Origin of the sequence: Streptosporangium sp. NPDC049248, from assembly GCF_040678965.1 — a bacterium.
Taxonomy (GTDB): Bacteria; Actinomycetota; Actinomycetes; order Streptosporangiales; family Streptosporangiaceae; genus Streptosporangium; species Streptosporangium fukuiense.
In genome coordinates this window covers 402796-418046 of the sequence record NZ_JBFAQY010000005.1, presented here as the reverse complement: position 1 = coordinate 418046, position 15251 = coordinate 402796, and the positions used below count along the sequence as shown (strand labels likewise).

15 protein-coding genes are annotated in these 15251 nt (G+C 72.0%); 2 read left to right on the top strand and 13 right to left on the bottom strand.

The window, feature by feature from the left end:
* From AB0K21_RS13525 to AB0K21_RS13480, 10 genes are all read right to left on the bottom strand, one after another.
* The coding region (locus tag AB0K21_RS13525) for an AMP-binding protein (protein WP_364149743.1) at window positions 1–1024 on the bottom strand (1024 nt) is incomplete at its 3' end.
* Complete coding sequence (locus AB0K21_RS13520) at window positions 1021–1170, bottom strand: hypothetical protein (RefSeq protein ID WP_343963855.1); 150 nt, start codon at window positions 1168–1170, stop codon at window positions 1021–1023. The genes AB0K21_RS13520 and AB0K21_RS13525, both read right to left, overlap by 4 nt.
* A 176-nt stretch (window positions 1171–1346) precedes the next feature.
* Window positions 1347–2525, bottom strand: coding sequence for an acyl-CoA dehydrogenase family protein (locus AB0K21_RS13515; RefSeq protein WP_343963853.1), 1179 nt, complete (start codon window positions 2523–2525; stop codon window positions 1347–1349).
* Window positions 2526–2533: 8 nt separating this feature from the next.
* On the bottom strand, window positions 2534–3397 hold the full coding sequence (locus AB0K21_RS13510) for a MaoC/PaaZ C-terminal domain-containing protein (RefSeq protein WP_343963851.1): 864 nt from the start codon (window positions 3395–3397) through the stop codon (window positions 2534–2536).
* A gap of 1 nt (window position 3398) precedes the next feature.
* Entirely contained in the window at window positions 3399–4301 is a 903-nt protein-coding gene (locus AB0K21_RS13505; RefSeq protein WP_343963849.1) for an SDR family oxidoreductase, read from the bottom strand.
* 54 nt (window positions 4302–4355) lie between these two features.
* Window positions 4356–5510 (bottom strand): thiolase, encoded by a 1155-nt coding sequence (locus AB0K21_RS13500; protein WP_343963847.1) that lies wholly within the window; start codon window positions 5508–5510, stop codon window positions 4356–4358.
* Window positions 5507–5929 carry a Zn-ribbon domain-containing OB-fold protein gene (locus tag AB0K21_RS13495; protein ID WP_343963845.1) on the bottom strand — a complete coding sequence of 141 codons (423 nt, stop codon included), beginning with the start codon at window positions 5927–5929 and terminating at the stop codon, window positions 5507–5509. The genes AB0K21_RS13500 and AB0K21_RS13495 overlap by 4 nt, the downstream gene beginning before the upstream one ends.
* A 1-nt stretch (window position 5930) precedes the next feature.
* On the bottom strand, window positions 5931–7058 hold the full coding sequence (locus tag AB0K21_RS13490; protein ID WP_364149739.1) for an acyl-CoA dehydrogenase family protein: 1128 nt from the start codon (window positions 7056–7058) through the stop codon (window positions 5931–5933).
* A gap of 29 nt (window positions 7059–7087) precedes the next feature.
* Window positions 7088–9274, bottom strand: a complete 2187-nt coding sequence (locus tag AB0K21_RS13485; RefSeq protein WP_364149737.1) for an acetate--CoA ligase family protein — start codon at window positions 9272–9274, stop codon at window positions 7088–7090.
* Between the two features lies 1 nt (window position 9275).
* On the bottom strand, window positions 9276–10475 hold the full coding sequence (locus AB0K21_RS13480) for an acyl-CoA dehydrogenase family protein (protein ID WP_343963839.1): 1200 nt from the start codon (window positions 10473–10475) through the stop codon (window positions 9276–9278).
* 140 nt (window positions 10476–10615) lie between these two features.
* Between AB0K21_RS13480 and AB0K21_RS13475 the strand changes: the two genes are divergently transcribed.
* Complete coding sequence (locus AB0K21_RS13475) at window positions 10616–11584, top strand: zinc-binding dehydrogenase (RefSeq protein WP_364149735.1); 969 nt, start codon at window positions 10616–10618, stop codon at window positions 11582–11584.
* Window positions 11581–12327, top strand: a complete 747-nt coding sequence (locus tag AB0K21_RS13470) for an enoyl-CoA hydratase/isomerase family protein (RefSeq protein ID WP_364149733.1) — start codon at window positions 11581–11583, stop codon at window positions 12325–12327. Before AB0K21_RS13475 ends, AB0K21_RS13470 begins: the two co-directional genes overlap by 4 nt.
* A 15-nt stretch (window positions 12328–12342) precedes the next feature.
* Here the strand turns inward: AB0K21_RS13470 and AB0K21_RS13465 are convergent, their stop codons facing one another.
* From AB0K21_RS13465 to AB0K21_RS13455, 3 genes are all read right to left on the bottom strand, one after another.
* Entirely contained in the window at window positions 12343–13575 is a 1233-nt protein-coding gene (locus AB0K21_RS13465; RefSeq protein ID WP_343963833.1) for an MFS transporter, read from the bottom strand.
* Between the two features lie 76 nt (window positions 13576–13651).
* Window positions 13652–14365 (bottom strand): nitroreductase family protein, encoded by a 714-nt coding sequence (locus AB0K21_RS13460; protein WP_343963831.1) that lies wholly within the window; start codon window positions 14363–14365, stop codon window positions 13652–13654.
* The gene (locus tag AB0K21_RS13455; protein WP_343963859.1) at window positions 14365–15249 is read right to left on the bottom strand and encodes an SDR family oxidoreductase; all 885 of its coding nucleotides are present in this window, start codon (window positions 15247–15249) and stop codon (window positions 14365–14367) included. Before AB0K21_RS13455 ends, AB0K21_RS13460 begins: the two co-directional genes overlap by 1 nt.
* Between the last annotated feature and the right edge of the window lie 2 nt (window positions 15250–15251).

The window sequence follows — 15251 nt, the reverse complement described above, 5'->3', positions numbered from 1 at the left end:
AGCCCCGGGCCACCCCCGCACCGGCCGCGTACAACTCCCCCACCACACCCGGCGGCACCGGACGCAAACCCTCATCCAACACATACACCCGGGTGCCGAGCACCGGGCGACCGATCGGCGCCCCACCACCCGGCTGCAGTGGCACCGACATGGACACGCACACCGTCGACTCCGTCGGGCCGTAGGCGTTCACCATCCGCCGGCCCGGTGCCCACCGCTCCACCAGCTCCGGGCCGCACGCCTCACCCGCGACCACCAGCGTCATCAGATCCGCCGGCTCCACCACCGGAACCGTCGCCAGCACCGCCGGTGGCAACGTCGCATGGCTGACCCGCTCCCGCACCAGCAGGTCGGCCAGCTCCGCACCCGCCAACCGCCCCGGCGGCGGCACCACCAGCGTCGCCCCGGAGGCCAGCGCCACGATCTCCCACACCCACGCGTCGAAACTCGGGGAGGAGAACTGCAGCATCCGCGCCCCCGGTCCCACCCCCAGCCGCTCCGCCTGCGCCGACGCCAACGCCGCCAGCCCCTGATGCGAGACCAGCACGCCCTTGGGGGCGCCGGTCGACCCGGAGGTGTAGATCACGTACGCCGCCCGGGTCAGCGGCCCGCCGGCCGCGCGCGGCAACGCCGGATGTGCCGAAACGTCCGGAAGGGTGTCCCGCAGCACCAGCACCGGGGCCGCGTCGGCCAGCATGAACTCCTGCCGTGGTGGCGGATAGGCCGGATCCACCGGCACGAACACGCCGCCCGCCTTGGTCACGGCCAGCACCGCGACCACCAGTTCCACCGAGCGCGGCAGCACCAGCGCCACCCGCGACTCCGGCCGCACCCCCCGCTCGCTCAGCCACTGCGCGAGCCGGTCCGACCATCCGTCAAGCTCCCGGTACGACACCGAGCGGCCGTCGGAGACGACGGCCGCCGCATCAGGGTCCCGAGCCGCCGAGGCGGCGAACAACTCCCCCAGCGACGCGCCCGCCAGGAGATCCTCGGTGGACATGTCGTCGATCGAGATCCTTGTCACGGCAGCCGCCCCTCGTCTCGCCGGCACGGCCCGGTGCGGGTGGTCCTGTCGGCCTGGATGCTCTGGACGACCAGATGGCCGTACTCGGCCGCATGGGCGGGTCCCGGTGACGGCGTGGCCGGCGGGCCGAGGACGAGCAGGGGCATGACGCGCCTCACAAGCACCTTCGTTTCATGGTCGGCGGAATACCATGAACGGCGGCGGTCCTCGCCGTCGCACGTGCGCACCACGGTGCCGGACGGAGCTGGGAACCGGCTTGCAACCGACTGGGAAAGCCGGCGGGGCACCGGGAACCTGTCCCGGTGCCCCGCCGGTGTGCCGGTCATCGGTAGGCGGGCATCCCGGTGATCGCCTCGCCGAGGACCAGGGTGTGGATCTCGTGCGTGCCCTCGTAGGTGGAGACCGACTCCAGGTTGGTCATGTGCCGGATCACCGGGTACTCCAGCGTGATCCCGTTCGCGCCGAGACAGCCGCGCGCCTCGCGCGCGACGTCGAGGGCCTGCCGGACGTTGTCCAGCTTGCCGAAGCTCACCTGGGCCGGCACCAGCCTTCCCGCGTCCTTGAGCCGCCCCAGGTGAACCGCCAGCAGGATCGACCGGTTGACGCTGACCGCCATCTCGGCCAGCTTCCGCTGCACCAGCTGGAACCCGGCCACCGGCTTGCCGAACTGCGTGCGGGAGAGGCTGTACTCCACGGCCGCCTCGTAGCACGCCCGTGCCGCGCCGGCCGCGCCGAACAGGATCCCGAACCTCGCCTCGTTCAGGCAGGACAGCGGGCCCTTCAGCCCCACGACGCCGGGCAGCACCGCGTCCCCGGGCAGCCGCACGTCCTCCATCACCAGTTCGGAGGTCACCGAGGCCCGCATGGAGAGCTTCCCGTGCACGTCCCGGGTGCTGAACCCCGGCGTGTCGGTGGGGACCACGAAGCCCCGCACGCCCTCCTCCGCTCGGGCCCACACCACGGCCACATCCGCGATGCCGCCGTTGGTGATCCACATCTTGGTCCCGTTGAGAACCCAGTCGGAACCGTCCCGGCGGGCCGTCGTCCGCATGCTGCCCGGGTCGCTGCCGGAGTCCGGCTCGGTCAGCCCGAAGCACCCGATGGCCTCCCCCGCCGCCATCCGCGGCAGCCAGGTCTCCCGCTGCTCCTCCGATCCGTAGGCGCGAATCGGGAACATCGCCAGGGACCCCTGCACGGACACGAAGCTGCGCAGGCCGCTGTCACCCGCCTCCACCTCCAGGCAGGCCAGGCCGTAGGAGACCGCGTTGGTACCGGCACAGCCGTAGCCGTCCAGGTGCATGCCGAGCAGCCCCAGGGAGCCGAGCTCCTTGGCGATCTCGCGCGGGAACACCCCCCTCTCGTACCAGTCGCCGATCTCCGGCAACACCCGCTCCCTGACGAAACGGCGGACCGTGTCGCGGATCTCCCTCTCCTCGGTGTCGAGCAGCGAGTCGACGTCGAGGAAGTCGTACGGATCAAGTCCGGCGGAACGCTTGTTCACTTCGTGCCTCACATGTTGCCAAGTCGGGACGCGTCGATCCGCGCGACACCTCGGTCGATCACCACGGTCCCGTCCGCGCGGACGGTCTGGAACATCACGTCGGCCCCGTCCAGCCACAGGCGGACCTCCAGGGCCTCCCCGGGGACGACGATGCCGCGGAACCGGCCGCCGATGGCGGTGAGCAGATCCGGATCGCCGCCGCAGGCGGCCGCCACGACGGCCCTGCCGGTGAAGCCGTACGTGCACATCCCGTGCAGGATCGGCCGGTCGAACCCGCCGCGGGCCGCGAACGCGGGATCCGAGTGCAGGGGGTTGCGGTCACCGGTCAGGCGGTACAGCAGCGCCTGTTCCGGGCGGGTCCGGTAGCGCACGATCTCGTCCGGAGAACGTGTCGGCGGCTTCCAGTCGTCGGCGGACCCCCGGGGGCCGCCGAAGCCTCCCGCGCCCCGGATGAAGGCGGCCGACCGGGTGGAGAACATCGGCGCGCCGGAGGTGGGATCGACCGCGCGGACGCCGGTCCACACGATCGCCCCGCTGCCCTTGTCATGGATCGCCAGCACTTCGGCGGTCAGTCTCGCCCGGCCGGAGACGGCCAGCGGGGCCGCCAGTTCCAGGTGCTGCTCGGCGTGGAGCAGCCGGGCCCTGTCGTACGAACCGATGTCCGGCCTGGAGACCCGCTGGCCGAGCAGCGCGCCGAAGGTCGGCAGCACCCGCTGGCGCAGGTTCTCGCTGTTCTCCGTGGTCACCGAGAGCTCGGCGCCCGGGTCCTGCCCGGCGCCGATCGAGACGGCGTAGAGCAGCGCCTCGTCGGATCCCCAGGAGACGTCCACCGGCTCGCTGGTCCGGCCGACCGAATCGAGGTCGAGGGCCATGTCAGGCTCCGTCCAGCTGGGGCAGCCGGGGGTTCCGCACGGACTGGGCCAGCAGCTTGCGGACCGCTCCGTCGATCTCCTCGGCGTGCCACAGCCGGGGCAGCTCCGCGGTGGGGCCGACGTTCCAGCCCTCGTACACGCTGAGCAGTCCTCCGCTGGACCCGAAGACCTGCCCGGTGACACCGGCGGACCGCTCGCTGCCCAGCCAGGCGACCAGCGGCGAGATGGCGGCCGGGTCGTAGGGGTCGAAGTCCCCCTCGGGCTCGGCCATCAGCCCCTCGGTCATCCGGGTGCGCGCTCCGGGAGCGACCGCGTTGACGGTGATCCCGTACGGAGCGAGTTCCATGGCCGCGATCACGGTGAAGCCGGCGATGCCCGCCTTGGCCGCCCCGTAGTTGGTCTGGCCGATGTTACCGAGCAGGCCGGACGAGGACGAGGTGTTGACCAGGCGCGCGGACAGCTTCTCGCCCGCCTTGGCGCGCGCCTTCCAGTGCCGGGCGGCTGCGCGGGACGGCGCGAAGGTTCCCTTCAGGTGGACCCTGATGACGTCGTCCCACTCCTCCTCGGTCATGTTGGTCAGCGTGCGGTCACGCACGATGCCGGCGTTGTTCACCAGCACGTCCAGGGTGCCGAACCGGTCGACGGCGGTCTGCACCATGGCCTCGGCCGAGGCCATGTCGGCGATGTCGCCGTGGTCGGCGACGGCCTCGCCGCCCATCGCCTCGATCTCCGCGACGACCGCGTCCGCCGGCGTGCGCGAACCACCCGCGCCGCCGCGCTCGACACCCCGGTCGTTGACGACCACCTTGGCGCCCTGGCGGGCGAACTCCAGCGCGTGGAAGCGGCCGATGCCGTTGCCCGCACCGGTCACGATCACCACGCGTCCCTCACACAACCGCGACATCCGTCCTCCTGTTCACATGTTTCGACAATCATGTTTCGACAACGGGGTGGCGCCTCAGGCGGCGGCGACCTCTTCCGCGCCGAGCACCAGGACGCCCGCGCTCATGAACGAGCCGCCGTTGCCCAGCACGACGCTGGTCCGCACCCCGTCCACCTGGGCCGCCGCCTCCCCGCGTACCTGGCGTACGGACTCGCAGATGGCGAACATGCCGTACATCCCGGTGTGCGTGTACGCGAGACCGCCGCCGTTGGTGTTCATCGGAAGTCGTCCGCCGGGGGCCGTGTGCCCCTCCTCGACGAATCCGAAGGACTCCCCTCGGCCGACGAAGCCCAGATCCTCCAGCCCGTACAGCGGGACGTGCGCGAAGGCGTCGTAGATCATCAGGTGGTCCACCTCGGAGTGCGAGACCCCGGCCTCCGCGAACGCCGCGCGGCCGGCGTCCCGGAACGCACGGGACGACGTCAGGTCCGCCATCTGCGAGATGGCCGACGACTCTCCCGCCTCACCGGCCCCCAGCAGGTACACGGGAGGTTTCGGCCCGTCGGCGGCCCGTGCCGCGGAGGTGACCACCACCGCGGCGCCGCCATCGGTGACCAGGCAGCACTCCAGCAGGTGGAGCGGGTAGGAGATCATCTTGGAGGACAGCACGTCGTCGACGGTGATCTCGTCCCGCAGCTTCGCCCGCGGGTTGAGGGCGGCCCACTTCCGCTGGACGACCGGCACCATCGCCAGCTGTTCCGGCGTCATGCCGTACTGCTTCATGTAGCGCAGCACCCCGATGGGGAACGTCGACGGCGCGAAGACGCCGCCGTAGGGCACCTCGAACTGCCCGCGCATCGACTGCGGCGCGGGGGCCCACGGCTGCATGCCGACGCGGGACCTGCCGGACTCGCCGTGGGTGATCAGGACCGTCTCGCAGAGCCCGGCCATGATCGCGGCGGCGGCGTGCCGGACGTGCAGCATGAACGACGTCCCGCCGACCATCGTCCCGTCCAGGTAGGAGGGGTTGATGCCCAGGTAGTTGGCGACGTCCAGCGGGCTCTCTCCCGCACAGGCCACCCCGTCGACGTCCGCGACGCCGAGCCCCGCGTCGCGCAGCGCGGCCAGCCCGGACTCGGCGTGCAGCTGCAGCGCGGACTTGTCGGGGATGCGCCCGAGCTGCTCGGACTCGGCGGCTCCGACGATCGCGACCCTGCCTCGGATGCTCATCGGCCACCGCCCGCCGGCTGGAACTTCGGAACGGCGACGTCACCGTGCTTGTCGAAGACGACCTCGAGGTCCATGTCGAGGACGAGGTGCTCCGGGTCGTTGGGAACCCCGACGATGTTGGACATGAGTCTTGGACCCTCCTCAAGCTCCACCACCGCCACGGCGTACGGCCCCTCGCTCTCGAAGCCGGGCGACGGCCGGTGGGCGATCAGGTAGGAGTGCAGTTTTCCCCTGCCGGTGGCGGTGAACCACTCGATGTCCGACGAAGAGCAGAAGGGGCAGACCGAGCGCGGGTAGAGGAACGCCTTCCCGCACGGGACGCATCGTGGCAGCCGCAGCTCACCGGCCGCGGCGCCGTCCCAGTACGGCCGGGTGTCGGGGGTGGGCTTCGGCGCCTGCTTTCCCTCGTTGCGGGCCACCTCAGACCCCCACCCGGACGGCGAGCTGCTCGCGGTGCAGGTCGGAGTCTCCGAAAAGGTGCTGGGAGGCCTTCGCCCTCTTGAAGTAGAGGTGGGCGTCGTGCTCCCAGGTGTAGCCGATCCCGCCGAGTACCTGGATCATCTCTCCGGTGATGGCCGTGTAGGCGTCCGAGCAGACCGCCTTCGCCACGGAGGTCGCGACGGGCAGGTCCTCCGCGTCGTCGGCGACCGCGGCCGCCGCGTAGTACGCCGCGGAGCGCGCCGCCTCCAGGTCGAGCAGCATGTCGGCGCACTTGAACTTGATGGCCTGGAAGCTGCCGATGGGGACGCCGAACTGCTCGCGGACCTTGGCGTACTCCACCGCCACCTCCAGGGACCGCGCGGCACCGCCCACCTGCTCGCAGGCCAGGCCGGCGGCCGCGATGCCGAGGGTCGCCTCCAGCACCTGCCGGGCGCGGGCCCCCAGGGCGACAGCCCGGCCGCGGGCGTCGGCGAACGTCACCGTCGCCAGCCGCCGGGTCATGTCCAGCACGGGTACGTCCTCGGCGACGACGCCCGCCTCGCGGGTGTCCACGGCGAGCAGCACGGTCTCGCCCTCCTCGCCGCCCGCGACCGAGGCCAGGACGAGGAGCAGGTCCGCCTGGACTCCGTCCGTCACGAACGACTTGGTCCCGGTGACCCGCCAGCCCTCGCCGTCGCGTACCGCGCTCACCCGGGGGCGCGTGGCCCGCCAGTCCCCGTCCGCCTCGACGTGGGCCAGGCTCGCGATCGCGTCGCCGGCGGCGATGCGGGGCAGCCAGTCGCGGCGCAGTTCCTCGTCGTCGCCGAGCAGCAGGGCGTTGGCCGCCACGATCACCGTGGACAGGTAGGGCGAGCGCAGCAGCACCCGGCCCATCTCCTCCAGCACCACCGACTGCTCGCGGAAGCCGTAGCCCGCGCCGCCGTACTCCTCGGGAATCGCCATCGCGTGCAGTCCGAGGCTCTCCGCCATCAGCTTCCAGAGCCCCGCGTCGTAGGGCTCCTCGGACTCCAACTCCGCCCGCAGCCTGTCGGTGCTCGCGTGCTCGGTGAGCAGGCGACGCACACCGGCGCGCAGTTCCTCCTGCTCGGCCGTGAATCCAAGCCTCATTGCCGTCTCCTTATGCTTCCTGGTGAGTGTCACGCCGGCTTGCCGACCACGAGGGCGTCGAGGGCCTCGACCACCGTCCCGTCGACCCGCATCGGGTTGACCTCCACTGAATCCCAGCCGTCACCCCAGCCGAGTGCCGCGTCCGTCAATGCCAGGACCGCCGCGGCCACGGCGTCGACGTCGCCGGCCGCACGGCCTCGTACTCCCCGTAGCAGCGCCGCCCCCCGAAGCCCGCCGAGCATCTCGACGACGTCTCGCGCGCCGACCGGCAGCGGCCGTATCGCCACGTCCGCCAGTACCTCCACCAGCACGCCGCCGAACCCGAGGACGAGAACGGGTCCCCAGACGGGGTCGCGGTTGATGCCGACGATCAGCTCGACGCCACCGGGGCGGAAGGGCGCGACGAGCACGCCGTCCAGGCGCGCCTCCGGCACCCGGGCGGTTACCGTCGCCATCAGGCCGGTGTACGCCTCGGCCACCGCGTCGTCACCCTCGACGTCGAGGACGACGCCACCGACATCGGACTTGTGGGCGATGTCCGGTGAGCAGATCTTCAACACCACCCGGCCGCCGAGCAGCCGTGCGGCCTCCACCGCGCCGGCCGCGTCCGAGACGAGGCGGTAGGGCATCACCGGCACGCCGTGGCCGGCCAGCAACTCCAGCGCCCGCGCCTCCGACAGCGGGCCCTCCGGCAGCGGCATCTCCGCCGGAGGTGCGGACGACGTCGGCCGGGCGGCGGCGCCGGCCCGCTCCTTTCCGCGCAGCCGTTCTCTGCCGCCCGTGTAGCGCATCGCGTTGGCGACGGCGCGCAACCCGACCTCGACTCCCGGCAACCTGACGAGGTCGAGTTCCGCGAACAGCTCCCGGGCGAAGTCGCTGAGCCCGACGCCCACCTCGTCCTGGAGCAGCACCGGGACGTCGAGCCCCTTGACGGTGTCCGCGATCGCCGCGAAGTGGGCGCGGGTGAAGTCGGGGTCGGCGGGTCGCTCGGGGGGCGCGACGAACGCCTGGAACAGCAGCAGGTCGTAGTGCTCCGCCCCGGTCCTGCCCATGACGGCGGCCGCGTCCACCGGCAGTCTCGGGTTCACCGTCGCGTAACCGGTGACATCGAGGGGGTTCTGCACGTGGGAGAAGGCCGGCAGCAGGGAGCGGAGCTCCTCCAGCGCCTCGGGTGGCAGCCGCGGCAGGGTCATCCCCTCGTCGGCGGCCTTGTCCGCCACCAGCTCGCAGCTTCCGCCGGACGCCGAGACCACGCCGAGGCGGCCACCGCGCGGCCGCACCCCGCGGGAGAGCAGCTCGGTCGTCGCGACGAACTCCTCCATCGAGGAGACCTCGACCACGCCGAGCTCCCGCAGCACCGCGGACGTCACCGCGGAGTCTCCGGCCAGCGCCCCGGTGTGCGACATCGCCGCCTGCCGGGCCACCTCACTGCGCCCGACCGGGAGCACCACGACCGGCCGGTCGAGTTCGAGCGCGCGCTCCGCCAGCGCCCGGAAGCCCTCGGCGTCCCTGAACGCCTCCAGGAACAGGCCGATCGCCCCGGTCTCCTCGCTCTCGACGAGGTACCGCGCCACATCGGTGGACGAGAGCGTGGCCTCGTTCCCGGTGCCCGCCAGCATGCCGACCCCCACGCCCCAGGCTCTGGCGAGGGAGAGCAGCGGCTTCATCAGGCCGCCCGACTGCAGGACGAACGAGGCGCCGCCGGGGTCGGGCAGGTTCGGCAGCGCGAGGCCGAACGGTACGACCTGGTGCCGCACGTCCACGTAACCACTGCCGTTCGGTCCCAGCAGGTGGATACCGGTCTCCCGCACCGCCGCGGCGAGCTCGCGCTGCAGCGCCCGGCCGTCGTCCGTCTCCCCGAATCCCGCGGTGAGCACGACGGCGCCGCCGATCCCGTTCGCGGCCGCCTCCCGCAGGAGGTCGGGAACGGTGTCTCGCGGGGACATGATGTAGGCCAGGTCGACCGGTTCCCCCACCGCGCTGAGGGAGGCCGCCGCCGTGACGCCGTGCACGGTCGCCCGTGAGGGGCTGACGCAGTGCACCGCGATCCCCGGCGAGTAGCGGCGCAGGTTCTCGAAGGCGTTGACCGACCACATGGAACGTTCCGTCGCACCGACGAGGGCGACCGACCGTGGCCGGAAGAGCGTGCTCAGGTCCGGCGTCGCCCGCGCCGCCTCCGACCGCGCGCCGCCGGTCACGTTGTCGAGGATCGCCACGCTAGGACGACCTTGGCAGGCCGAGTACGCGTTCGGCGACGATCCGGCGCTGCACCTCGCTCGTTCCCGCGAAGATCGTCTCAGCGCGGCTGGTGAGGAACGTCTTCTGCCAGCGCCCCACCTGGTAGCCGTCGCCGGAGGGGCGCACCAGCGCCTCCGCGCCCTCGATGTCGATGGCGATCTCGCCCAGCCTCCGGTGGTACTCGCTCCAGACCAGCTTGGTCAGCGACGCCTCGGCGCCCAGTTCCTCGCCGGAGGCGAGCGTGGCGAGGACTCGCTGGCCGGTGGCCTTCATGACGTGTACCTGGCAGTAGGCCCAGGCCAGTTTCTGGCGGATGAGCGGGTCGGAGTCCCGGCCGAGTTCCCTGGCCCGTTCGACCAGGGCCTCCCACTCCTTCTCGTACTCCAGGTGCTGGACGGCGGCCACCGCGCCGCGCTCGCTGCCGAGGGTGGTCATCGCGGACCGCCACCCGTTGTTGAGGCCCCCGATGACGTTGAACAACGGAGCTCGGGCGCCGTCGATGTACTCCTGGGAGAACGCGTCCTCACCCGACATGGTGATCAGCGGCCGCACCGTGATCCCGTTGTCCCTCATCGGGACGAGCACGTAGGAGATGCCCTTGTGCTTGGGGGCGTGCGGGTCGGTCCGGCACAGCAGGAACAGCGTGTCGGCGAGATGTGCCCGGGATGTCCAGATCTTCTGCCCGGTGATGACGATCTCGTCACCCTCCACGACTCCCTGGGTGGCGACGGCGGCCAGGTCCGAGCCCGCGTCGGGCTCGGAGAAACCCTGGCAGTACCTGTCCTCGCCGCTGACGACACGCGGCAGGAAGTACGCCTTCTGCTCGGGGGTGCCGTGCGCGAGGATGGCCGGACCGGCGAGGCGCTCCCCCATCCCCCGGGTCACCCGCGGCATGTCCGCACGTGCGAACTCCTCGGCGAGGACGGCCATCTCCAGGTCGTCCAGTCCACGGCCGCCGTACTCCACGGGCCAGTGCGGACAGACCAACCGGGCTTCCAGCGACGCCTTCTCCCAGGCGAGGAAGTCCTCGTAGAGTGGTGACCCGGGGTTCCGCCAGGCCTCGCGCTCCAGCTCGTACTCGCCCTTCGACGCGAGTGCCGGCCGCCGATGCTCGTTCAACCACTGTCGCAGTTCGGCGCGGAAGTCCTCGAGCCGTTTATCGCCGAAGTCGGTCGTCATCCAATCCTCCTCAGCACAGACGCTCACACAACGATGGTGTGGAATCCCTCGAACATTCGAGGCGTTGAATATCCAGAATCGTACCGGCCAGTTGGTATGATGTCGAGAACTTTCTCCTCGACCGCCCAGGGAGCCCCCCGATGCTCGCCGCATTCGCGCACGCCACGTCGGCCGACGACCCCGTCAGCGCCCTGTCCGTCGGAGAGCGCCCCGAACCGGTACCGCCGGACGGCTGGGTGCCGATCACGGTACGGGCCGCCTCGCTCAACCACCACGACGTGTGGACGCTGCGCGGTGCCGTCACTCCGGCAGGCGGCCTTCCCTGCGTGCTGGGCACCGACGCGGCCGGGGTGGACGACGACGGCAACGAGTACGTGATCCACGGAGTCCTCGGCGACCCCGCGCGCGGTCGTGGTGACGAGACCCTCGACCCGGAACGGTCCGTGCTCTCGGACGCGGGGCACGGGACTTTGGCCGCGCGAATCGTCGTCCCGCGCCGCAACCTGGTCCCGAAGCCCGCCGAGCTCTCCTGGGCCGAGGCGGCCTGTCTGCCCACCGCGTGGCTGACCGCCTACCGCATGCTGTTCACCAAGGCTCGGGCACGGCCCGGTGACCGGGTGCTGGTGCAGGGCGCCGGAGGCGGGGTGGCCACGGCCGCGATCCTGCTGGCCCGCGCCGCGGGACTGTGGGTGCGCGTGGTCACGCGGGACCCCGCCAAGGCCGACCGGGCCGCCGAGCTCGGCGCGCACGAGGTCGTCATGTCCGGAACACGGCTTCCGTCCGACTGCGACGTCGTCCTCGACACCGTGGGGCAGGCCACCTGGAAGTCCTCTCTCGGCGCGGTGCGCCCGGGCGGCACCGTGGTGCTCTCCGGCGCGACCACCGGCTTCGACGCGCCGACCAACCTGGCCCGGCTCTTCTCCCGGCAGATCAACGTGCTCGGCTCGACGATGGGCACCCGGACCGAACTCGAGGACCTCATCGGGTTCCTCGTCGCCGGCGGCGTCCGGCCGCTGGTGGACTCGGTGGCGCCGCTCGATTCGGCCGGCGAGCAGTTCTCCCGGCTGCTCTCCGGCCAGGTGTTCGGCAAGGTCGTGGTCGAGCCATGAGCTACGTTCACGTCAGCCGCCGGGGATCGGCGTTGTGGGCACGTCTGGACCGGCCGGAGCGGGCGAACGCCCTCGGTCCCGAGATCGTCGCCGGGCTGACCCGGTGGCTCGCCGACGGAGCGGCCGACCCGGCGGTGCGAACCCTGGTCGTCACCGGAACCGGCAGGGCGTTCTGCCCCGGAGCCGACGTCCGGGCCTCCGCCGCCCTGCGGGACGCGGACTCCCGCCTGGCCTTCCTGGAGAGCGGACGCGATCTGATGACGGCGATCGAGGAGTCGCCGCTGCCGGTGATCGCCGCGGTGAACGGGGCCGCGTTCGCCGGCGGGCTGGAGCTGGTCCTCGCGTGCGACCTGGTGATCGCGTCACAACACGCGGTCTTCGGGGACCTGCATCTTCCCCACGGGCGGATCCCGGCCTGGGGCGGCTCCGCGCGGCTGGTCAGCGCGGTGGGAGCGGCGCGGGCGGCCCGGATGCTGCTCCTCGGTGAACGGTTCTGTGCCACCGAGATGACCGAGTTCGGCCTGGTGAGCCGGACGGTTCAGGACGACCTGCTGGTGGAGACCGTCGACGAGGTGGCGCGGACGCTGGCCGGATACGACCGGACCGCCGTGGCGGAGATGACCGCGCTCATCCGGTCGGTCCGCCGGCAGGCACCGCAGGAGGCGCTCCGGACCGAGTGGGCGCACTTCCGGCGGCACTTCACCGGCCACGGCGACCCCGGGGCCGTCACGATCCGCCGCTGAGCGGCCGAGCCGCGGTCACTCCCGGTGCTGCTCGCGCCGCACGGCGCGGCCGGTCAAGAAGGACAGCGCGAGCAGCCCGACCACGGCGAGGCAGACGAGCCCGGAGATCCCCAGGGCCTGCCGTGCTCCGGCAAGGTTGGCGAACCACCCGAAGACCGGAGCCCCCACCGGGACCCAGACGAAGAAGGCGACCACGTACAACGCCATCAGGCGCCCCTGGATGTTCGCGGGCGAGCGCAGCTGCAGCGCCGAGATGGCCGAGGTGCCGAACACCTGCATCGTCACGCCCGCGACGAACAGCCCGGCGGCCATGGCGGGCCCCGGCGGGAGCACGGACACCACCGCCGTCACCGCGGCGAAGACCGCCGACCAGACGAACAGGATCCGGTTGGTCGGCTCGGACCTCACCGACGCCGCGAGCCCCGCCCCCACGACGCCGCCGATCCCGATCATCGCCGTCAGCACGCCGAAGCTACCCGCCGCGTCCTTGTCCGTGGAGTCCACCAGCAGCGGGATGGCCAGTTGCAGGTGGGTCATGCCGATGCCGAGCATCAGCCCGCCCAGCAGCGGCACCAGATAGGCCGGCGCGTGCAGGTCCGCGAGACCCCGGCGCCCGCTCCCCGGCTCCTCCACCTCCGTCTCCTCACCACCGGGCAACGGACGCACCTTCAGCAGCGCGAGGCAGGACACCAGACCGAGCACCGCGACAACGGCGAACACCTCGGCGGTGCCGGAGAAGGCGATGAGGCCGCCGGCCAGGGCGGGACCGGCGACTCGCGCGAGCTGGAAGACGGCGCCGTTCAGCCCGACCGCCGCGGCCAGGAACCGGTACGGGACGAGCTGCCGGGGGTAGGCCAGCCGCACCGGCGCGTCCAGCGCTCCCGGGACGCCCAGCAGGACGGCGAAGACGTAGGCGATCGGCAGCGTCACGGCGTCACCGGCGATCAGCGCCGCCAGGACGACGCTGGCCACCACGACGACGCTCTGCGTCATCAGCATGATCCGGCGCTTGTCGAACCGGTCGCCGAGCGCGCCGCCGCTCAACCCCAGCAGGATCATCGAGATGTACTGCAGGCCGGTCACCACGCCGACCGCCACGCCGTCACCGCCGGAGATCTGGACGACGAGCCACACATGGGCCGTGCGGTGCATCCACATCGCGCCGTTGCCCAGCACCTGGGCGAGGGCGAACCAGCGATAGCCCACCACGGCGAGCGCCCGGAAGGGCGAACCGTGCTCGGTCGTCACGACGCCCGGCTCCACGGTGGCACGCGCCGTACCGTGCCGTCAGGGTCGCCGGCCGTCACCGCGTTCCGCATCGCGCTCACGCTCCGACCGGCGGCCGGTCCCACCCGTCGACGAACACGACGTCCTCCACCGGCCTGCGCGCCGCCGGACGGAAGTCGGTGCCGATGGTGTAGGCGACGGGCAGCAGCGCGCACTGGGTCACGCCATCCGGAATCCGCAGGATCCGGGTCACCGCCTCGGGCTCCCGCAGGTGCAGGGTGGTGATGATGGAGCCGAGTCCGCGCGACCGCAGCGCCAGCTGGAAGGACCAGACGGCGGGGAAGACGGAACCGTACACCGCGGCGGCGATCTTCGCGCTGCGGTTCGGGCGGGTGGCGCAGGCGAGCACCAGCCACGGCGCACGGCCCAGGTTCTCCGCGAGGTACGCGGCGCCTGAATAGACCCGGGCCCTGCGGCGGAGGGCCGCCTGCTCCAACGGCTCCGCCGGTGGATCGACCCGCATGGTGCCGCCCTGGAGCATCCCCGCCATCCGCGGCCCGACGTGAACGTCGAACAGGCGGCGGTACTCCGCACCGATCTGGCGGCGGACCTCGGGGTCCCCCACCAGGATGAAGCGCCAGTCCTCGGCGTCCCCGCCCGTCGGCGCCTGCAGGGCGGTACGGAGACAGTCGAGGACCGTCTCGCGCGGCACCGGCCGGTCGAAGTCGAGCCTGCGACGCACCGCCCGCGTCGTGGTGAGCACCGTCTCCAGGTCCGTGATCGGCAGTTCCGTCATCGACGTCCCGGCCATCACAGGTTGCCTCCCATGGGCTCCGGCGGCGCCGCCTGTCCCAGCAGCCTCTCGATCGTCACCCCGACCTCAACGGGATCCATCACGCCGTCGGGAACCACCGACGGACCGTGCCGCCAGGGTTCCGCCACGCCGAGCCGCCGCCCGGAGACCTCGAAGACCCTGCCCGTGACCTCGCGTGAGGAGGGGCCGGCGAGCCAGGTGACCACCGGCGAGACGTGCTCGGGCGCCAGCTCGTCGACCGCGCGCGGGTCCGTCACCAGATCCGAGGTCATCCGCGTGTAGGCGACCGGCGCGACGGCGTTCACCGTCACGCCGTAACGGGCCAGCTCCGCCGCCGCGATCATGGTCAGCGTCGCGATACCGGCCTTGGCCGCCCCGTAGTTCGCCTGTCCCGGCTTGCCGAACAGGCCGGACGGAGACGTCGTGTTGATGATCCTGGCGTCGACCTCGTCGCCGGCCTTGGACCGCTCACGCCAGTGCGAGGCCGCCCATCGGCTCAGCGCGAACGTGCCACGCAGGTGTACGTGCATGACGGCGTCCCACTCCTCCGCGGACATGTTCACCAGCATCCGGTCCCGAAGGATCCCGGCGTTGTTCACGACCACGTCCAGCCGGCCGAACTCGCCGACGGCCAACTCGACCAGCCGCCTGCTGGCGTCCCAGTCCGCGACGTCGTGCCCGCTGGCCACCGCCCGGCCGCCGAGGGCCCGGATCTCCGAGACCACCTCCTCCGCCACCGGGCTCGCCTGCCCGTTGCCGTCCCGGCCTGAGCCCAGGTCGTTCACCACGACGGCGGCACCGGCGGCGGCCAGCGCGAGGGCATGGCACCTTCCCAGGCCCCGTCCGGCACCGCTGATGACGGCCACCCGGCCCGCGCACATGC